General features: G+C 72.5%; 12 protein-coding genes and 1 riboswitch. Of the genes, 9 read left to right on the forward strand and 3 right to left on the reverse strand.

Annotation, left to right across the window (positions count from 1 at the left end; genetic code table 11):
- Positions 1-26 precede the first annotated feature (26 nt).
- The 5 genes from ACH4XV_RS07165 to ACH4XV_RS07185 all read left to right on the forward strand — a co-directional run bounded on the left by ACH4XV_RS07165 (position 27) and on the right by ACH4XV_RS07185 (position 8,891).
- Entirely contained in the window at positions 27-1,910 is a 1,884-nt protein-coding gene (locus tag ACH4XV_RS07165) for a protein kinase (protein ID WP_395787346.1), read from the forward strand.
- Between the two features lie 109 nt (positions 1,911-2,019).
- Positions 2,020-3,714 (forward strand): serine/threonine-protein kinase, encoded by a 1,695-nt coding sequence (locus ACH4XV_RS07170; RefSeq protein WP_395787348.1) that lies wholly within the window; start codon positions 2,020-2,022, stop codon positions 3,712-3,714.
- 232 nt (positions 3,715-3,946) lie between these two features.
- Positions 3,947-5,761 carry a protein kinase gene (locus ACH4XV_RS07175; RefSeq protein WP_395787350.1) on the forward strand — a complete coding sequence of 605 codons (1,815 nt, stop codon included), beginning with the start codon at positions 3,947-3,949 and terminating at the stop codon, positions 5,759-5,761.
- A 67-nt stretch (positions 5,762-5,828) separates the two neighbouring features.
- Positions 5,829-7,220 (forward strand): dihydrolipoyl dehydrogenase family protein, encoded by a 1,392-nt coding sequence (locus tag ACH4XV_RS07180; protein WP_395787352.1) that lies wholly within the window; start codon positions 5,829-5,831, stop codon positions 7,218-7,220.
- 93 nt (positions 7,221-7,313) lie between these two features.
- Entirely contained in the window at positions 7,314-8,891 is a 1,578-nt protein-coding gene (locus ACH4XV_RS07185; protein WP_395787354.1) for a succinic semialdehyde dehydrogenase, read from the forward strand.
- 608 nt (positions 8,892-9,499) lie between these two features.
- On the opposite strand, the gene ACH4XV_RS07190 is transcribed toward ACH4XV_RS07185, so the two are convergent.
- Positions 9,500-9,787: a chorismate mutase gene (locus ACH4XV_RS07190; protein ID WP_395787356.1), complete on the reverse strand. Its 288-nt coding sequence runs from the start codon at positions 9,785-9,787 to the stop codon at positions 9,500-9,502.
- Positions 9,788-10,072: 285 nt separating this feature from the next.
- Between ACH4XV_RS07190 and guaA the strand changes: the two genes are divergently transcribed.
- Positions 10,073-11,662 carry a glutamine-hydrolyzing GMP synthase gene (guaA, locus tag ACH4XV_RS07195; protein WP_395787358.1) on the forward strand — a complete coding sequence of 530 codons (1,590 nt, stop codon included), beginning with the start codon at positions 10,073-10,075 and terminating at the stop codon, positions 11,660-11,662.
- Positions 11,663-12,000: 338 nt separating this feature from the next.
- Positions 12,001-13,197, forward strand: coding sequence for a hypothetical protein (locus tag ACH4XV_RS07200; RefSeq protein ID WP_395787360.1), 1,197 nt, complete (start codon positions 12,001-12,003; stop codon positions 13,195-13,197).
- 81 nt (positions 13,198-13,278) lie between these two features.
- Here the strand turns inward: ACH4XV_RS07200 and pcrA are convergent, their stop codons facing one another.
- Complete coding sequence (gene pcrA / locus ACH4XV_RS07205; RefSeq protein WP_395787362.1) at positions 13,279-15,795, reverse strand: DNA helicase PcrA; 2,517 nt, start codon at positions 15,793-15,795, stop codon at positions 13,279-13,281.
- Between the two features lie 289 nt (positions 15,796-16,084).
- Here pcrA and ACH4XV_RS07210 point away from each other — a divergent pair, with 289 nt between their 5' ends.
- On the forward strand, positions 16,085-16,804 hold the full coding sequence (locus ACH4XV_RS07210) for a PIG-L deacetylase family protein (protein WP_395787364.1): 720 nt from the start codon (positions 16,085-16,087) through the stop codon (positions 16,802-16,804).
- Positions 16,805-16,823: 19 nt separating this feature from the next.
- Here the strand turns inward: ACH4XV_RS07210 and ACH4XV_RS07215 are convergent, their stop codons facing one another.
- Complete coding sequence (locus ACH4XV_RS07215; RefSeq protein ID WP_395788619.1) at positions 16,824-17,180, reverse strand: hypothetical protein; 357 nt, start codon at positions 17,178-17,180, stop codon at positions 16,824-16,826.
- A gap of 367 nt (positions 17,181-17,547) precedes the next feature.
- Positions 17,548-17,686: riboswitch (cyclic di-AMP (ydaO/yuaA leader) on the forward strand.
- Between the two features lie 9 nt (positions 17,687-17,695).
- Here ACH4XV_RS07215 and ACH4XV_RS07220 point away from each other — a divergent pair.
- Positions 17,696-18,781, forward strand: coding sequence for an NlpC/P60 family protein (locus tag ACH4XV_RS07220; RefSeq protein ID WP_395787366.1), 1,086 nt, complete (start codon positions 17,696-17,698; stop codon positions 18,779-18,781).
- Positions 18,782-18,861: the final 80 nt, after the last annotated feature.

Here is an 18,861-nt window from a genome sequence, read left to right on the forward strand (position 1 = left end):
GGAAGACGATCCGGTCGGGGGCGGCGATGAGTGGACGCGTACTCGCGGGGCGGTACCTGTTGACGGAGGTGCTGGGGCAGGGCGGCATGGGGGTGGTGTGGCGGGCCCACGACCCGGAGATCGGGCGGGACGTGGCGATCAAGGAGTTGCGGCTGCCCGACTGGCTCGACGCCGACGAGGTGGCCCGGCGCTCGGCGCGGATGCAACGCGAGGTGCGGGCCGCGGGGCGGGTGCGGCACCCGAACGTGGTCACCGTGTTCGACATCGTGGTCGAGGACGGCCGGCCGTGGATCGTGATGCAGCTGCTGCCGGGCCGGCCGCTCACCGCGCTGATCGCCGAGGGCGCGATGGCGCCGGAGCGGGTGGCGCGGATCGGCGCGCGCATGCTCGCGGGGCTGGCCGCCGTGCACCGGGTCCGTATCGAGCACCGGGACGTGAAGCCCGCCAACGTGATCGTGGACGAGGACGACGGCGTGGTGCTCACCGACTTCGGCATCGCGACGCACCCGGACGCGCCCGCGGTCACCGAGACCGGCGCGACCGCAGGCACCCCGGAGTACATGGCGCCGGAGCGGGCGAGCGGGCGGCCGTCCGGGGCGCCGGCCGACCTGTGGTCGCTGGGTGTGACGTTGTACGAGATGGTCGAGGGATTCTCGCCGTTCCGCCGGGACAATCCGCTGGCCACGCTGCAGGCGGTGGCGCTGGGCAGGTGCCCGCCGCCCACGCACGCCGGACCGCTGGCCGAGGCGGTGCTCGGACTGCTCACGCCGGATCCGGCCGCGCGGATGACGGTGGCGGAGGTGGCCCCGCTGCTGGCCGCGGCGAGCGCGGGAGGAGCGGGGGAGCGGCGCGGGCCCGGCACGCCCGTCGCGCGTCCCCACCTCGCTTCCCCCGACGCACCCGGTCACCCCGACCCGGCCCCGTTCGCGAACTCCCTCCCCGGCGTCGAGCCGGCGCCGACACCCGACCCGCGCACGCCCCCGGAACCGGCCGCCCCCTTCGCGCCCGCCACCCCGGCCGGGTCGCGCACACCCTCCGGACCACCCATCGCGCTCGCCTCGCCCACGCCATCCGCCTCGCCCGAGTCGGCGACCCCGCTCGGGTCGCCCACGCCGCCGGGGCCGCCCGTCGCGTTCGGCTCACCCGAACCGCCCGAGCCGGCGACCCCGCCCGGGTCGCTCGCCCCCGCCGGGTCGTTCACCCCGGCCGCGCTGCCCGGGGGCTCGGGGCGGCCCGTGTTTGCTTGGGCGTCGCGGCGGGTGCTTGTCGTGGTGGGGGCAGTGGCGGTGGGCGTGGTGCTTGCGGTGATCGGGGTGGTCGTCGGGGTGTTGGTGGAGCGGGCCGATCGTCGGGGCGTGGCCTCGGCTGCCGCTTCCGGCCCGCCGGGGGTCGGTGACGTCCGGGCGAGTGATGCCGTCGTCGTCCCGAGTGGCGGCCCCGGTCCGGTCGATCCGGCGGGCGGGTTTCGGCGGGTGACCGCGCGCGGCGCGTTCACCGTGCTCGTGCCCGCCGACTGGACCGTGCGCGACGCGGCCGGCGAGCGGGTCTACTACCGGTCGACGGACGACCTGTACCGCCTCGGGGTGCGCCCCGACGCGTCCGACGCGCACGGCGATCCGTGCGGCGAATTGACCGTACAGGCATCCAAGGGCCTGGGACCGGGCAGCTTCATCGGAAACGGCACGGACTACCACCTGATCCGCCTCATCTGCACGACCGTGCACCGACAGGTCGCCGGACTCTGGGAGTTCACCTGGAACGACCGGGGCACGGTGCGCCGATCGATCAACATGCGCTTCGTCGAGGACGGCCGGACCTGGGACTTCTGGGTCTCCGGCCCCGACGGCGGCGCGGCGCTGGTGCGTTCGGCGTTCGAAGCGGCGCGGGAGAGTTTCACGCCGGGCGGCTGAGCCCGGCCCGGAGCGGAACCTTCGGCACCCGCCGGACGTCCTACACGTGACGCCAAAGACGCGCCGACAGGGCGGATCGGGTGGTGTCCACGGTCTCGGGGAGGACCACGTGGCACACGACAGCGGCTCGCACGGCCGCCTGGTGGATGGGCGCTATCGCCTGGGCGAGCCGCTCGGTCGAGGTGGCATGGGCACGGTGTGGCTCGCCTTCGACGAGCTGCTGCGCCGCGACGTCGCGGTCAAGGAGGTCCGGATCCCGGACGACCTGGACGAGATGGAGACCCAGGGCCGCTGCGAGCGGGCGCTGCGCGAGGCCCGCGCGGCGGCCCGGATCACCCACCCGAACGTGGTCACCATCTTCGACGTCGCCGAGGACGACGGGCGCCCGTGGATCGTGATGGAGCTGGTCCGCGCACCCTCGCTCACCGACGTGCTCGACGAGGGCCGGATGGCCCCGCACGAGGCGGCCGAGGTCGGCCTGGCGGTGCTCGCCGCCCTGCGCGCCGCCCGCGCGGCCGATGTCCTGCACCGCGACGTGAAGCCCAGCAACATCCTGATGGCGCCCGGCGGTCGGATCGTGCTGACCGACTTCGGCATCGCCACCGTGGCCGGCTCCGTCACCCTCACCGCGACCGGGATGCTGGTCGGCTCGCCCGAATACCTGGCGCCGGAGCGGGTGCTCGGGCGTCGGCCCGGCCCGGCCTCCGACCTGTGGTCGCTCGGGGTGACCCTGTACCAGGCGGTGGAGGGGTTCTCGCCGTTTCGCCGGTCGGGTGCGATGGACACGCTCAGCGCGGTGCTCACCGACGAGCCCGCGCCGCCGAGGCAGTCCGGCGCGTTGTGGCCGGCCATCGAGGCGCTGCTGCGCAAGGACCCGTTGGAGCGGGCCGACGAGGACACCACCGAACGGCTCCTGACCGCCGCGCTGGTCGGCGTCGAAGCGCTTCCCGAGGACTCCTGGAACGCGGCCGGCCCGATCCCGCCGGGCACCGTGACCGTCGAGGACCCGGGCGGCGTCCGCGGCGCCACCCGCTCGTCCTGGCAGCCGACCCCGCCGACCCCGCAGACCCCGTCGACGCCGGTGCCGACGCCGGAGCCCGGACCCGAGCCGGACTGGCGGCAGCAGCCGTCGACCGCCGCCGCGCCGCCGTTCGGCGCGGCCAGCTCCGCCGACCCGGACAGCCCCGGCGGCGGCTACCCGGCGACCGGCGCGCACGCCTGGTCGCCCACCGACGCGGTGCACGGCTCGGCCACCGCCGACGACCGGGTCAACCCGGTGCTGATCGGCCCGGCCGGGGCCGGCGGCTCCTCCGACGGCCCGTCGGCCGCGGCCGACGCCGCCACGAAGAAGAAGCGCCGCAAGGCCGTCGTCTTCGGCACCATGGTCGCCGCCGCGGTGGCCGCGCTGGCGATCTTCGTGCCGAACGCGCTGGGCGGACAGAGCGGTGGCGGAGGCGGCGACCGCGACTCGGGCAACGTGAAGGTCGCCGACACGCAGCCTCCCGGCTCGGGCGCCGCGAACTCGCCGGGCAGCGGGACCCGCAACGACATGCTGCACACCACCGGCTCCTCCACCGGCTCCGGGAACAACGACAGCGGCACCTCGGGCAGCGGCAGCCAGGGATCCGGGTCGACCCGCACCTCGCGGCCGACGAACACGGAGACTTGGACCACCCGCCCGCCCACGACGCGCCCGCCCACCACGAGGCCGCCGACCACGAGCAGGCCGCCGACGACCACCACGACCACGCGCCCGCCGATCACCGACCCGCCGTCGGCGGGCAGCGCGGGCACGTCGACCTGATCGGGTTCGCTCCCGCCCGATCGAGCACCGGCCGCGGCTCGTCCGCGGCCGGAACCCCACGTCACGGCCGTGACGGGGACCGTCGGCGTGCCCGCCGGCGGGGTGCGAGAGGCGGGCCCGGAGCGGTGCGGTCGGCGGATCCGCTCGCCGAACCCCCGGGCGTCGCATCTAATGTGGCGGGTTGCAGACCGAAGATGGCCGGCGGTACGGCCGGCCGATGCGGGGAGGGTACGTGGCACAGACCGGGGGCACGCGCGGTCGGGTGGTCGGCGGGCGTTACCGGTTGGGCACCATGCTCGGCCGAGGCGGCATGGGCACGGTATGGCGTGCCGTGGACGAGATGCTGCACCGCGACGTCGCGATCAAGGAGCTGCGGCTGCCCGACCACCTCGACGACGAGGAGAAGGAGCTGGCCCGCGAGCGCACGATGCGCGAGGCCCGCACGGCGGCCCGGATCGGGCATCCGAACGTGGTCACCATCCACGACGTGGTCGAGGACGGCGGCATCCCGTGGATCGTGATGGAGCTGGTCGAGGCCCAGTCGCTCGCCGAGATCCTGGAGACGCAGGGCACGCTGACCCCGGCCGACGCCGCCGAACTGGGCCTGAAGGTGCTCGACGCGCTGATCGCCGCCGACGAGAAGGGCGTGCTGCATCGCGACGTCAAACCCGCGAACATCCTCGTCACCCCGCACGGGCGGGTGGTGCTGACCGACTTCGGGATCGCCACCGCGACCGGCACCGCGACGCTCACCACCACCGGCATGCTGGTCGGGTCGCCGGACTTCCTTTCGCCGGAGCGGGCCGAGGGCAAACGCCCGCTGCTCGCCGCCGACCTGTGGTCGCTCGCCGTGGTGCTGTACATGGCGGTCGAGGGACGCAACCCGTTCCGCCGGGGCACCATGATCAGCACGCTGAACGCGATCCTGAACGACGAGGCCGACCCGCCCCGGCACGCGGGCGGCCTCGAGCCGGTGATCGCGGGCTGGCTGGTCAAGGACGTCGACCGGCGGATGGGTGTGGAGGACGGCGCCCGGATCCTGCGCGAGGTGGCGAACTCGACGCCGTCGCGGCAGTACGGCGCGGTCCCGCCGCCGCCGACCCCGGTCGCCGACCCCGGCGCGCCGACCACCCCGGCCCAGCCGTACGACCCGCACGGGCGCGCGCAGGCCGGCCACGACACGGGCGCGACCGGTCACCCTGGCGGCAACACGCCGCCGAACTCCTGGCCGCAACCGGCGTATTCGCCCGCCGAGGCGTCGCCGACCCGCACGGGCGTCCCCCCGCAGCCGCCGCACATCCCGCACACCCCCGCGCCGCACCAGCCGATCCCCGAGCCGCGCCGTCGAGGCCGGATCGTCGCGGTCGTGGCGCTCGTGGTCGCGCTGATCGCGGGCGGCGCCGCGGTGGGGTTCCTGGTCACCCGCGACGACGACAAGGGCAACAAGGCGGCCCCGGACCCGGGTGACTCCCAGCAGGCGACGACGACGCCGCCGGGCCGGCCGTCGGCGAGCGCCGTTGCCCCCACCTCGCCACCGTCCGCCTCGGCGTCGAACGGGTCCGTCCCGCCGGTCGGCTACGAACTGGTCAAGGACCCGCTGGGGTTCTCGCTGTTCCTGCCCAAGGGCGATAGGACCCGTACGGTCTTCGGCGTCAACAAGGATCAGATCAAGTACGTGACGGCGGATCGGAAGACCGCCTATGTGATCGGCGCGACGCCGTTCGGCCACGACCCACTGGGCAACTTCGAGCGGGTCGTCGAGCCGACCGCACAGAAGAAGCCCGGCTACAACCGGCGACAACTGCGGGAGTACACCCCGCTGCCGCCGGGCACGCGTACGGCTGCACTGTGGGAGTACGTCTTTCAGGGCGACCCGATCAGGGGCGACGATTCGGGCAGTTCGGTGCCCAGTCATGCGATGAACCTGGGCGTCGTGACGACCGGAAACGTGGACTACGCGTTGTACGTGGCGTCGTACGAGAAGGACTGGAACCCGCTCTCGCTGGACCGCTTCGAGAAGATGACGGAGTCCTTCCAGGGCAAGTGAAGCGCGAGTCCGAGACCGGTCCCGGGGTACGGTCCGTGGAGCCCCAGCCAACCCCGGAGGTACCCCCGTGAGCACGCAGCACCCCCAAGACGTCGCGACCGTCGACGTCGACGTGATCGTCCTCGGCCTCGGCGTCGGCGGTGAGGCCGTCGCCGGCAACCTGGCCTCCGCCGGGCTCGACGTGGTGGGCATCGAGGACGGCCTCGTCGGCGGCGAGTGTCCGTACTGGGGCTGCATCCCGTCGAAGGCGATGGTGTACGCGGCGGCCCGCGCCCGGAGCGAGGAACACCCCGACTGGGCGCCGCTCGCCGCGCGGGTCCGCGAGTTGACCGCCGACTGGGACGACACGGCGGCCGTGGACCGGCTGACCGACAAGGGCATGACCTTCGTACGCGGCGCCGGCCGGATCACCGGCGTGGACACCGTCGAGGTGCCCGGCCCCGACGGGGTGCGGCGTTTCCGGGCCCGGCACGCGATCGTGGTCGGCACCGGCACCAAGGCGTTCGTCCCTCCGATCGAGGGACTGGCGGGCACCCCGCTGTGGACCAACCGCGAGGCGATCGAGGCCGCCGAGGCGCCGAGTTCGCTCGCGGTGCTCGGCGGCGGCGCGATCGGCCTCGAACTCGCCCAGGTGTTCACCCGGTTCGGCACCCGGGTGACGATCGTGGAGAACGGCGAGCGGGTGTTGGCCGCCGAGGAGCCGGAATCCTCCGACCTGGCCGCATGGGCGCTCGGCGAGGACGGCGTCGAGATCCACCTCGGCGCGCGGGCCGAGCGGGTCGCGCACGACGGCAAGACGTTCACCGTCGAACTCTCCGACGGGCGCTCGATCGAGGCGGAGAAGCTGCTGGTGGCCACCGGCCGCCGGGTGGACCTGCCGGGCCTGGGCGCCGAGGCGCTGGGCGTCGACCCACACGCGCACGCGCTGCCGGTGGACGGGCAGTTGCGGGTGCAGCCCGGCGGCACGGCCCCCGCGGTCTGGGCGGTCGGCGACGTGACCGGGCAGGGCGCGTTCACCCACGTGGCGATGTACCAGTCGGCCATCGTGACCAAGGCGGTCCTGCACGCGGCCGGTCGGGGTACCGCCGGACCCGACGCGGACCACAGCGCGCTGCCGCGGGTGACGTTCGTCGACCCGGAGATCGGCGCGGTCGGCCTGACCGAGCACCAGGCCCGCGCCGCCGGGCTCTCGGTGCGGATCGGCCACGCGGACCTGGCCGCCTCCTCGCGCGGACACATCACCGGCGCGCGCGGCTTCGTGAAGGTGATCGAGGACGCCGACCGGGGCGTGCTGGTCGGCGCGACCACCGCCGGCCCGGCCGGCGGCGAGATCCTGGGCGCGCTCGTGGTGGCCGTGCGCGCGGCGGTCCCGGTGGCCACGCTGCGGGACATGATGTACGCGTATCCCACGTATCACCGCACCATCGAGTCGGCGCTGGCCGACCTCGACACGGACTGAGTCGGGCCCGGGAACGGCGTGTGGGCGGGTCGGGTCCGTCCGCGCGCCGGACGGTTCTTGTTACCCGAAAGTAGCGCTGTCTAGGCTGGTGCCATGACGGACATCGCAGCGCCCGCAGCAGCCTCCATCGCCGTGCCCCACCTGCCCGCCGAGCGACTGGCGCGGCGCGTGGTGACCGGCACCGTGCCGACGAAGGTGACGACCCGTAGTCCGTTCGACGGGTCGCCGATCGCCGAACTCCCCGAGTCCACCCCGGAGAACGTCACCTCCGCCTTCGCCCGCGCGCGGCTCGCGCAGACCGCGTGGGCGAAGCGTTCGGTGCGTGAGCGGGCCGCGGTGTTCCTGCGTTTCCACGACCGGGTGCTGGAGCGCCAGTCGGAGATCCTGGACATCGTCCAGACCGAGACCGGCAAGGCGCGCAAGCACGCCTTCGAGGAGGTCCTGGACGTCGCGCTGTGCTCGCGGCACTACGGCCGGCGGGCGGCGGGCTACCTGCGCGAGCGCCGCCGGGCCGGTGCGCTGCCGGTGCTCACCAAGGCGATCGAGGTCCGCCACCCCAAGGGAGTGGTCGGCCTGGTGTCGCCGTGGAACTACCCGCTGGCGCTGTCCATCGGCGACGCGATCCCGGCGTTCATCGCGGGCAACGCGGTGGTGATGAAGCCCGACACGCAGACCGCGCTGACCGCGCTGTGGGCCCAGGACGTGCTGATCGACTGCGGCCTGCCCGAGGACCTGTGGCAGATCGTGCTCGGCGACGGTCCGGTGGTCGGCACGGCGGTGGTGGAGGGCGCGGACTACGTCGGGTTCACCGGCTCCACTCGCACCGGCCGCGAGGTGGCCCGGCGGGCGGCCGAGCGACTGGTCGGCGCGTCGCTGGAGTTGGGCGGGAAGAACGCGATGATCGTGCTGCCGGACGCGGACCTGGACCGGGCCGCCGAGGGGGCGGTGCGCGCCTGCTTCTCCTCCGCCGGGCAGTTGTGCATCTCGATCGAGCGGATGTATGTGCACGAGGACGTGCACGACGCGTTCGTGGACCGGTTCCTGGGCCGGGTCCAGGCGATGCGGCTCGCGGCCGGATACGGGTGGGACACCGACATGGGCTCGCTGGTCTCGCGCCGGCAGTTGGACACGGTCACCCGGCACGTGGACGAGGCCCGGGCGGCGGGCGCACGGGTGCTGGTCGGCGGCAAGGCCCGGCCCGACCTGGGCCCGCTGTTCTACGAGCCGACAGTGCTCGCCGACGTCACCCCCGAGATGGCGGTGTGCGCGCAGGAGACGTTCGGCCCGGTGGTGTCGGTGTACCGCTACACCGAGGAGGAAGAGGTCGTCACCCGCGCCAACGAGAGCGCGTACGGCCTCAACGCGAGCGTGTGGACGCGCGACACCCGGCACGGCGGCGCGCTCGCGCGCCGGTTGCGCGCGGGCACGGTGAACGTCAACGAGGGCTACGCGGCGGCGTACGGCAGCGCGGGCGCGCCGATGGGCGGCATGGGCGACTCGGGCCTGGGCCGCCGACACGGCGCGGAGGGGATCATGAAGTTCACCGAGGCGCAGACCGTGGCCACCCAGCGCCTCCTGCCGATCGCCGCCCCGTTCGGCATGACCGACGAGCAGTGGGCCCGCTCGCTGACGTTGTCCCTGCGCATCATGAAGACCCTGCGCGTGCGCTGACCCCGCGCGTGCGGTCGGCGCCCACGGGCCTCACACACGCCTGCCGATACCCGGCGCGCGCCGGGTATCGGCAGGCGTGTGTGCGGCTCGCGGGGCGCGAGACGGCGCAAGGGTGAATTCCGTTCGCCGAGCATGGCCGAGCGGGGGACTGCCAATTCGGGGCAAAATGACATTTATCGACCGATTAATGATCATCATTTGCGCTAACCGGACGCCCCCGAGCCGGTCGCGCCCTTCGCCGGAACCACCGATGGGGGCACCGAATCCCGCTACTCTTGGCGCTGCCGGCGGCTTTGGTGTGAAAGATCCGCGTTGCGCAGCTTTCGCGGTGCGTGGGATTCGTGGTGAATGGGGCACGCCGAGGCCCGACGCGCGGGGGTCGATCCGTGGATCGACCCAAGGCGCGGCGGCCGGTGTCGGGCGTCCCCGACGCCGGCCGCCGGCGGGGTTGTGACCGGTTGCTGTCCCCTGCGTCCCGGTCACGGCACCAACGCGAGGTCCCACGGCGCGCTGGTGAGCGCGCCTCATCGCGTCGGCGGCCTTGCGGTGCCCGGCCCGCGCATGAAGCGGGCCGGCCATCAGTCACAACGACCGCCGGCGCGATGAGGTTACGCCCGGGGGCCGACCCGACCGCGGCACAACTCCAGAAGGGTCAGCGCGACGGTGGTGCCCGGCTTGCCCAGCCCCTCGCGGTACCGGGCGATGACCTCCATCTCGCGGGACAGTTGCACGCGGGCGCCGCCCGACGCGACGCGGACCCGCTGGATCTCGGCGGAGATGTCCACCCGCTCGGTGATCAGCGCGATGATCCGCCGGTCGAGGTCGTCGATGCGGGCGCGGCCCGCGCCGATCACGTCCTCGGGCGTCTGCGGCGGTGTGGTGGTGGTGTCGTCCATGCGGCCTGCTCTCCGGAAGGGGTCGGATCCGGGGCCTCGACACGAACGCGAAGACGCCCCGGGTACCGGACCCGGGGCGTCTTCGTCTGCCTGTGGCTGTGCTGCGTTCAGGCGGTGACGGCGGCGCCGGGGATCCCGGTGCCATAGGTAAAGCTGCGCGTCACGCCGAACGAGGACATGGCGTCAGTATGCCGCGACGGCGGGAGCGGACACCAGCCGGGGTCACCCGCGCGACGCCGGTAGAATCGGCGTACACCCCTTTTTCGCTTCGCCGGAAGGCCCCTCGTGACCTTTGCCAGCCCGGACGGAGGCGGCACCGAAACCGTCCTCGTCGTCGACTTCGGCGCCCAGTACGCCCAGCTCATCGCCCGCCGGGTGCGCGAGGCGCGCGTATACAGCGAGATCGTGCCGCACAGCATGTCCGTGCCGGAGATGCTCGCGAAGCGCCCGGCCGCGATCATCCTGTCCGGCGGCCCCTCCTCGGTGTACGCGGACGAGGCGCCCAGCATCGACCCGGCGCTGTTCACGGCCGGCGTCCCGGTGCTCGGCATCTGCTACGGCTTCCAGGCCATGGCGCAGACCCTGGGCGGGGTGGTCGAGAAGACCGGTCTCGCCGAGTTCGGCGCCACCCCGCTGACCGTGACCGGTACGCGAAGCACCCTGTTCGACGGGCTGCCCGCCGACCTGTCGGTGTGGATGTCGCACGGCGACTCGGTCTCCGCCGCGCCGGCCGGCTTCGCGGTCACCGCGACCAGCGCGGGCGCGCCGGTCGCCGCGATCGAGAACGACGAGGCACGGTTGTACGGGGTGCAGTACCACCCCGAGGTGATGCACAGCGAGCACGGCCAGGCCATCCTGGAGCGCTTCCTGAAGGTGGGCGCGAAGCTCGCGGCGAACTGGACGATGGTCAACATCGTCGAGGAGCAGGTCGAGCTGATTCGTGAGCAGGTCGGCGACAAGCACGTGATCTGCGGCCTGTCCGGCGGGGTCGACTCCGCGGTCGCCGCGGCCCTGGTCCAGCGCGCCGTGGGCGACAAGCTCACCTGCGTGTTCGTCGACCACGGCCTGCTGCGCAAGGACGAGCCCGAGCAGGTCGAGCGGGACTACGTGGCGGCCACCGGGGTCTCGCTCAAGGTGGTCAACGCCCAGGAGCGCTTCCTGACCGCGCTCGCCGGGGTGACCGACCCCGAGGAGAAGCGGAAGATCATCGGGCGCGAGTTCATCCGGGTCTTCGAGCAGGCCGCCGCCGAGGTGGTCGCCGAGGCGGGCGCGCACGGCGAGGAGGTCGAGTTCCTGGTCCAGGGCACGCTCTACCCGGACGTGGTCGAGTCCGGCGGCGGCACCGGCACCGCGAACATCAAGTCGCACCACAACGTCGGCGGGCTGCCCGAAGACCTCCAGTTCAAGCTGATCGAGCCGCTGCGCAAGTTGTTCAAGGACGAGGTGCGCGCGGTCGGCGAGCAGTTGGGCCTGCCGTCGGAGATCGTCTGGCGGCAGCCGTTCCCGGGCCCCGGTCTGGGGATCCGGATCATCGGCGAGGTCACCGCCGACCGGCTGGAGATCCTGCGCGAGGCGGACGCGATCGCCCGCGAGGAGTTGTCCCGCGCCGGGCTCGACCGGGAGATCTGGCAGTGCCCCGTGGTGCTGCTGGCCGACGTGCGCTCGGTCGGCGTCCAGGGCGACGGCCGTACCTACGGCCACCCGATCGTGCTGCGTCCGGTGTCCTCGGAGGACGCCATGACCGCCGACTGGTCGCGCCTGCCCTACGACCTGCTGGCCCGGATCTCCAACCGGATCACCAACGAGGTCCGGGAGATCAACCGGGTCACCCTCGACGTGACGAGCAAGCCTCCGGGCACCATCGAGTGGGAGTAGCCTCCCGCGTCGCTCCGCCCGCTGCGCTCGATCGGGTCCACCCCCCTCGATCGCACGTGCTTTCGCCGGCCTCCGCCCGATTTCGGACGGGGGCCGGCGGCGTTCCCGGAGCCCGCCGCGACCGGGCCGACGAGCCGGCGGGACGCCTTGTGGGATACGGGGGTTGGCCTCGCGGCGGGTCTTCGATCGAGATTGCGCGCGATCGCCGGACCGGGCCGGTACGGCCCCCTCGGATGCGGCACAATGTGCCGCTGAACGAGCACGTTCGTATGTGGTGGTGGGGAGGGCGTGGCGAAGTGGCGCACGGTGTCGGTGTGCACGGACCGGACTGTCATTGCGTGGTCCGGGAGGAATACCGCAGGACCGTCGCCGATTTCGAGACGCTGCGGCGGGCGCTGGCCCGCAAGGAGGGTGTGCCCTCGGCGGTCGCCCACTCCGACGGCGGCGCGCGCCAGTGGATCTCCGACGAACTGCGGGGCAAGGCCCAGGACTTGGCCACCATACGGCGGGCCCAGGGACGGGCCTGGCTACAGGTGTTGGGCGGTCGTGCGCTGATCGTGCTGTGGTTCCTGGTCGCCGTGCTCGTCCTGGTGCAGGCGCTGACCGCGATCGGCGCGGGCTGGACCGGCTCGCGCACCGCCGGGATCGTGGCGGCCGTGGTGGTCGCCGGAGCGCTCAGCGTGGTCGGCTGGGCCGCCCGGGCCGGGGGCGGCGTGTTCGCGCCCGTCCGGGGCCTGGACGGGCGTCTGTCCACCTCCAAGGCGGTCGCCGCGCTGTGGATGGTGGCGCTGATGTACTGCTTCGCCTTCCTGGGCATGCGGCTCGCCGCGGCCTCCGGGGACGGACAGCGGGACCGGCTGCTCGATCGGCTGGGCGACGTCGCGCTCGACCAGATCACCCTGGTGGCGGCGCCGCTGCTCGCCGCGGTGGCGGTACGCCGGATCGTCGGCGACAAGGTCGGCCGCCGGGTGCTGCAAAAGCTCCGCGCCGACCAGGCGGCGCTGCGCGACCTGGTCACCGACGACGCGGGTCGGGCCTCGTTCGTGGACGCCCAGTACGTCCTGGTCAACCTGGTCGCGGTCGGCTTCGTCGTGGTCGGTCTGGCCCGCGACCCCGATCGGCTCCCGGACATCCCGGCCACGCTGGTCGCGCTCGCCGTGGTCTCGGTGGTCACCTACCTCGCCGGCAAGCTGGCGGAGAACGACCGCCCGGTGATCCTGTCCGTGGTGCGCGTGCGCACACGCGGCGACCTGGACTCCGCGGTCCGCCAGGGCGACGACATCGAGGTGCGCGGGATCAACCTGGCGGCGGGCGGCTCGCACGAGGCGGACCTGCTGGCGCGCGTGGTGGTCAAGTTCGGCGCGGTCCACGTGCACGCACCGCTGATCCCGGCCGACACCGGCTTCGCCAACCCCTCCGACGCGTGCGTGGTCGTCCCGGTCCCGGTCGACGTGGAACCGGGCCGGGTGGAGCTGTGCGTGGTGTCCGCCTCCGGCGTGGAGTCGGCGCCGTACGAGATCCAGATCGCGGGCTGACCGGAGCGGAACACGCGAGCGGGCCGGGTCGAGGACATCGACCCGGCCCGCACTCGTCCCGTCGTCTCGACGCGAGCGGCGCTACAACTTCTGTACCGGCGCGTAGCGCAGCAGCAGGGTCTTCTCGCCGCCCGCGCCGAAATCGATGGTCGCCTTCGCCTTGTCACCGGTCTCGGCGGTGGACACCACCGTGCCCAGGCCGAACTTGTCGTGGGTGACCCGATCGCCCGGGGACAGCGCGATGGCCGGGCGCTCCTTGATCTGCGCGCCCTTGCCGAAGCCGCCGCGCGAGCCGACCGTCGACTTCGTCGCCGACATTGTCTTGGCCGCCGACGGCGAGGTGCCGCGCCAGTCGACCAGCTTCTCCGGCAGTTCGGTCAGGAAGCGCGACGGCGGGTTGTACGACGGCGCGCCCCACGCGCTGCGCATCTTCGCCAGGGTGACGTAGAGCCGCTCGCGGGCGCGGGTGATGCCCACGTAGGCCAGCCGGCGCTCCTCCTCCAACTCCTTCGCGTCGCCGAGCGAGCGCATGTGCGGGAAGACGCCGTCCTCCAGGCCGGTGAGGAAGACCGTGGGGAACTCCAGGCCCTTGGCGGTGTGCAGGGTCATCAGGGTGACCACGCCGCCGTCCTCGGCGTCGGTGGGGATCTGGTCGGAGTCGGCCACGAGCGAGACTCGCTCCAGGAAGTCGGCGAGCGTGCCCGAGCCGCCCTCCTGGGTCTGGGCCTGCTCGAACTCCAGTGCCACCGCAGCGAGTTCCTGAAGGTTCTCGATCCGGGTCTCGTCCTGCGGGTCGCTGGAGGCCTGCAACTCGGCGAGGTAGCCGCTCTGTTCCAGGATCGCCTCCAGGACGGTCGCCGGACCCGCGCCGCCGTCCACCACCGCGGTGAGGTCGTCCAGGAGCCGGACGAAGCCCTTGACCGCGTTGGCCGAGCGCTTGGCCAGCCCCGGCGCGTCGTCGGCGCGGCGCAGCGCTTGGGCGAACGGGATGCGGTCGCGGGTCGCGAGCACGTCCAGGCACGCCTCGGCCCGGTCGCCGATGCCGCGCTTGGGCACGTTCAGGATCCGGCGCAGCGAGACCGTGTCGTCGGGGTTGGCCAGCAGGCGCAGGTAGGCGAGCACGTCGCGGACCTCGCGGCGCTCGTAGAAGCGCACGCCGCCGACGACCTTGTACGGCAGGCCGACCCGGATGAAGACTTCCTCGAAGACGCGGGACTGGGCGTTGGTCCGGTAGAACACCGCGACCTGTCCCGGCTTGGTGTGGCCCGCGTCGGTGAGGCGGTCCACCTCGTCGGCGACGAACTGCGCCTCGTCGTGCTCGTCGTCCGCGACGTAGCCGACGATGGGGGTGCCGGCGCCGGCGTCGGTCCACAGGTTCTTCGCGCGCCGGTTGCTGTTGCGCTCGATCACCGCGTTGGCCGCGCTCAGGATGGTCTGCGTGGAGCGGTAGTTCTGTTCCAGCAGGATCGTGGTGGCGTTCGGGTAGTCGGCCTCGAAGTCGAGGATGTTGCGGATGGTCGCGCCGCGGAACGCGTAGATCGACTGGTCCGCGTCGCCGACCACGCACAACTCGGCCGGCTCGAGCCCGACGAGCCCGGCCTCGGCGGGGTTGACCAACTCGCCGTCCACCGTCAGGCGCGGGCCGCTGCCGGCCGCGCCGCCGACCAGCTCGCGCACCAGCGTGTACTGCGCGTGGTTGGTGTCCTGGTACTCGTCCACCAGCACGTGCCGAAACCGTCGCCGGTAGTGCTCGGCGACGTCCGGGAACGCCTGGAGCAGGTGCACCGTGGTCATGATCAGGTCGTCGAAGTCGAGCGCGTTGGCCTGGCGCAGCCGCTCCTGGTACATCGTGTAGGCCTGCGCCAGTATGCGCTCGGACTCGTTGATCGCCTTGGCCGCGAAGTCCTCGTGGTCGATCAGTTCGTTCTTGAGGTTGGACACCTGCGCGTTGAACTTGCGCGGCGGGAACTTCTTGGGGTCCAGGTCCAAGTCGCGGCAGACCATCGCCATCAGCCGCTGCTGGTCGGCCGAGTCGTAGATGGAGAACGAGGAGCTCATGCCGAGCTTCTTGTACTGCTGCCGCAGGATGCGTACGCAGGCCGAGTGGAAGGTGGACACCCACATCGCCTTGGTGCGCGGCCCGACCAGCGCCTCGACCCGCTCGCGCATCTCGGCGGCGGCCTTGTTGGTGAAGGTGATCGCCAGGATCTCGCCGGGGTGCACGTGCCGGGAGGCGAGCAGGTGGGCGATGCGGTGGGTCAGCACACGGGTCTTGCCGGAGCCCGCGCCCGCCACGATGAGCAGCGGGGACCCCTCGTGCACGACCGCGGCGCGCTGTTGCGGGTTCATCCCGTCGAGCAGCCGGGCCGGGTCCACCACGGGGCGCGGGGCGCCGTTGCGGTAGTAGGCGTCGCGCGGCTCGGGCGGCGGTGCGTACTGGCCTTCGTACAGGTCGTCCGGATAGTCCTCCGGCAGGCCGTACACGTGGTTCTCGTCCGGCTCGGGCGGCAGCGGGATCTCGTCCGCGGAGCCGGCGGGGGACTTCTTGGCCGCGGTGTCGAAACCGGGCAGGGGGATGTCGTCGAAGAGGCTGCTCATCGTTCCCCGAGTCTAGGGCGTGTCTTCTGTCCCGCGTCGGGCTCCGCGGCGTCCGGTGCCGTGCATCGGCGTGCCGGCGGAGCACCCGCATAGTGGTTCTATTCGGGTGGTTCGCCGGGGCGGCGAGGTGCGGTGCCGGGCGTCGTGGTGCTCGGCGCGGGACAGAAGACACGCCCTGGGTGGGTGTCGGGCGGGTCGTGCCCGGGTCGTTGTCGCGGGCAGGGATCATTGCGCCGACAAACCATCTTCGCCCCGTCGGACATCGGGTCGACCGTCAAGGGAGTACATCGTGCTGGACGATCGCGACGTGGAGCGGGTCCTGGTGCTGGCCGCGCACCCGGACGACATCGACTTCGGGGCGGCGGGGACGGTCGCCACGTGGACCGAGGCGGGCATCGAGGTGAGTTACTGCCTGGTCACCGACGGGGACGCGGGCGGGTTCGATCCGGCGGTGCCCCGGTCGGAGATCGGCGGGATCCGGCGGGCCGAGCAGAGCGCGGCGGCGGCGCACGTGGGGGTGCGGCAGCTGTACTGGCTGGGGTATCCGGACGGGCGCTTGGCGGCCTCCATGGAACTGCGGCGCGACATCAGCCGGGTGATCCGGCAGGTGCGCCCGCAGCGCATGGTGATCCCGAGTCCGGAGCGGGACTGGGCCCGGCTGGCGCCGAGCCACCCCGACCACCTGGAGGCGGGCGAGGCGGCGATGCGGGCGATCTATCCGGACGCGCGCAACCCGTTCGCCCACCCCGAGCTGCTGGAGGCGGAGGGGCTGAAGGAGTGGACGGTGCCGGAGACCTGGCTGTCGCCGACCGCGGCGCCGAACCACGCGGTGGACGTGACGGAGGTGTTCGAGCGCAAGATCGCGGCGCTGCTGTCGCACGAGAGCCAGACGGGCCATCTACCGGAACTGCGCGAGCACGTCGTGTCGATGCTGGAGGGCAACGCGGCGCGGTTCGACCTGGGCGCCGGACGTATGGCCGAGGTGTTCCGGGTGGTGGACACCCGCTAGCGGCGGCGGGACCGGCGGCTCAGGTCCACACCACGGCGATGGCGATGTTCGCCACGGTCAGCAGGCCGATCGCGCCGAGGACGCGCGCGGACACCCGGTCCGCGGCGCGGTTGCCCCACACCAGCAGCAGGATGACCAGCAGGATGCCGAGCTTGGTGCCGATCTTGGCGGTGTCCACGTCCCGGTCCAGGCCGGACTGCACCACGCCCACCAGGGCCAGGCCGGTGACGAGCATGGTCAGCGCGCCGTGCGTCATCGCGGGCACGATCCGCACGTCGCCGGTGCGCAGCGCGGACATCTGGGTGAGGAAGCCGCCGAGCAGGGCCGCGATGCCCACGATGTGCAGCACCAGCAGGATCTGCCGCAGAACGTCCACGTCGTACAACCCCTCGTCGATCGTCGCCCCGGTGGGCATCCGGCCGGCGTTCTCGGCGCCGACGCCAAGTCCCCGCCGCCGTCCGGCAGCCTAGCCGGCGGCGGTTCACGCCTCACCATCGGTCGAATGCCATTAAAGATCGCCAAAAGGGATCAAGATCGACTTTAGGGAATCCGGGCGCTTTTCCCGTGATACGCGGAGATGGAAACGGTGACATTGGTAAAGTTTTGGCAATACGAAGGCCAATGGTGATGGTCCTGACACGCGTGTGACTAGTGTTCTGCGGCAGGCGATCGGCTCGAGGTCGGCCACCCGGTCGACACGATCGCCTCCGCCGAATTCGGTGACGGGTTTCGGTGACGGTGGGCAACCACGGTCGTCGCGACGCGCAGCCGGAACCGGGGACCCTCGCAGTCCCTTGGGGTGAATCGGTGCTTCGGCACCGTAGGGCGCCTTCTTCCGCCCGAACCCGTCAGCTAACCCGGTAGGCGGCCGAGGAAGGAGACCCGCCACCAGTGGCGTCCCAACGTCGACCCGGGCAACACCGCAAGCCCAAGCCGCGCACCGCCGTGCGTACCGCCGCGACCGTCGTTACGGCCGCCGCGACGATGACCGGCGTGATGACCTTCGCCGGCACCGCGAGCGCGGACCCCGCGCAGTCGTTCCAGCAGACCAAGGACCGCGTCAACCAGCTGCACAGTGACGTGATCAAGGCCACCGACGCCGCCAACGGCGTCGAGGAGCAGATCGAGAAGCAGCAGGGCACCGCGAACCAGACGCAGGCCCGGATCACCGAGGAACAGGCCGCGCTGAACGCCCTGCGCGACCAGATCGGTGTCCTGGCGGCCAACCAGTACCGCAGCGGCGGCCTCCCGCCGTCGCTCTCGCTCGCGCTCAGCGGCGACCCCGAGGGCTACCTGCAGAAGTCGCAGATGTTGTCCCAGCTCGACGGCCAGCAGGCCGCGAAGCTGAAGCAGATCGCGGCGCAGGCCCGAGTTCTCCAGCAGGACCGCACCGAGGCCTCCTCGCAGCTCGCGGAACTGGAGAAGCTGCGCACCGACCTGAACAAGAACAAGACCGACATCCAGGCCAAGCTGGCCGAGGCGCAGCGGTTGCTCAACACGCTCACCGAGCAGCAGAAGAAGGAAGTCCTCGACTCGGACGAGCACGCGAACGACACCACGCGGGGCAACGACCGCAGTTCGCGGGACAAGGACAAGGACACCGCGCCGGCGACCAATGTCCCGGCCTCCGGTCGGGCCCAGGCCGCGATCAACTTCGCGCTGGCACAGATCGGCAAGCCGTACGTCTCCGGCGCCGAGGGCCCCGGCTCGTACGACTGCTCGGGCCTGACCCAGGCGTCCTGGAAGGCGGCGAACGTCTCACTCAGCCGCACCACTTGGACCCAGATCAACGACGGCCCCAGGATCGCCAAGAGCGCCCTCCAGCCGGGCGACCTGGTGTTCTTCTACTCGGACAACCGCCACGTGGGCATGTACATCGGCAACGGCCAGATCGTGCATGCCCCGCGTCCGGGCAAGACCGTGACCAAGGCGCCGCTGGACTCGATGCCGTTCCTCGCGGCCATCCGCCCCGGCTAGAGCCCTCGATCCCCCGGCACATACGACGGCGCCCGTCCTCGGATTCGTTCCGAGGACGGGCGCCGTCGTATGTGCCGGGG

Source organism: Embleya sp. NPDC020630 (assembly GCF_044334985.1).
Classification (GTDB): domain Bacteria; phylum Actinomycetota; class Actinomycetes; order Streptomycetales; family Streptomycetaceae; genus Embleya.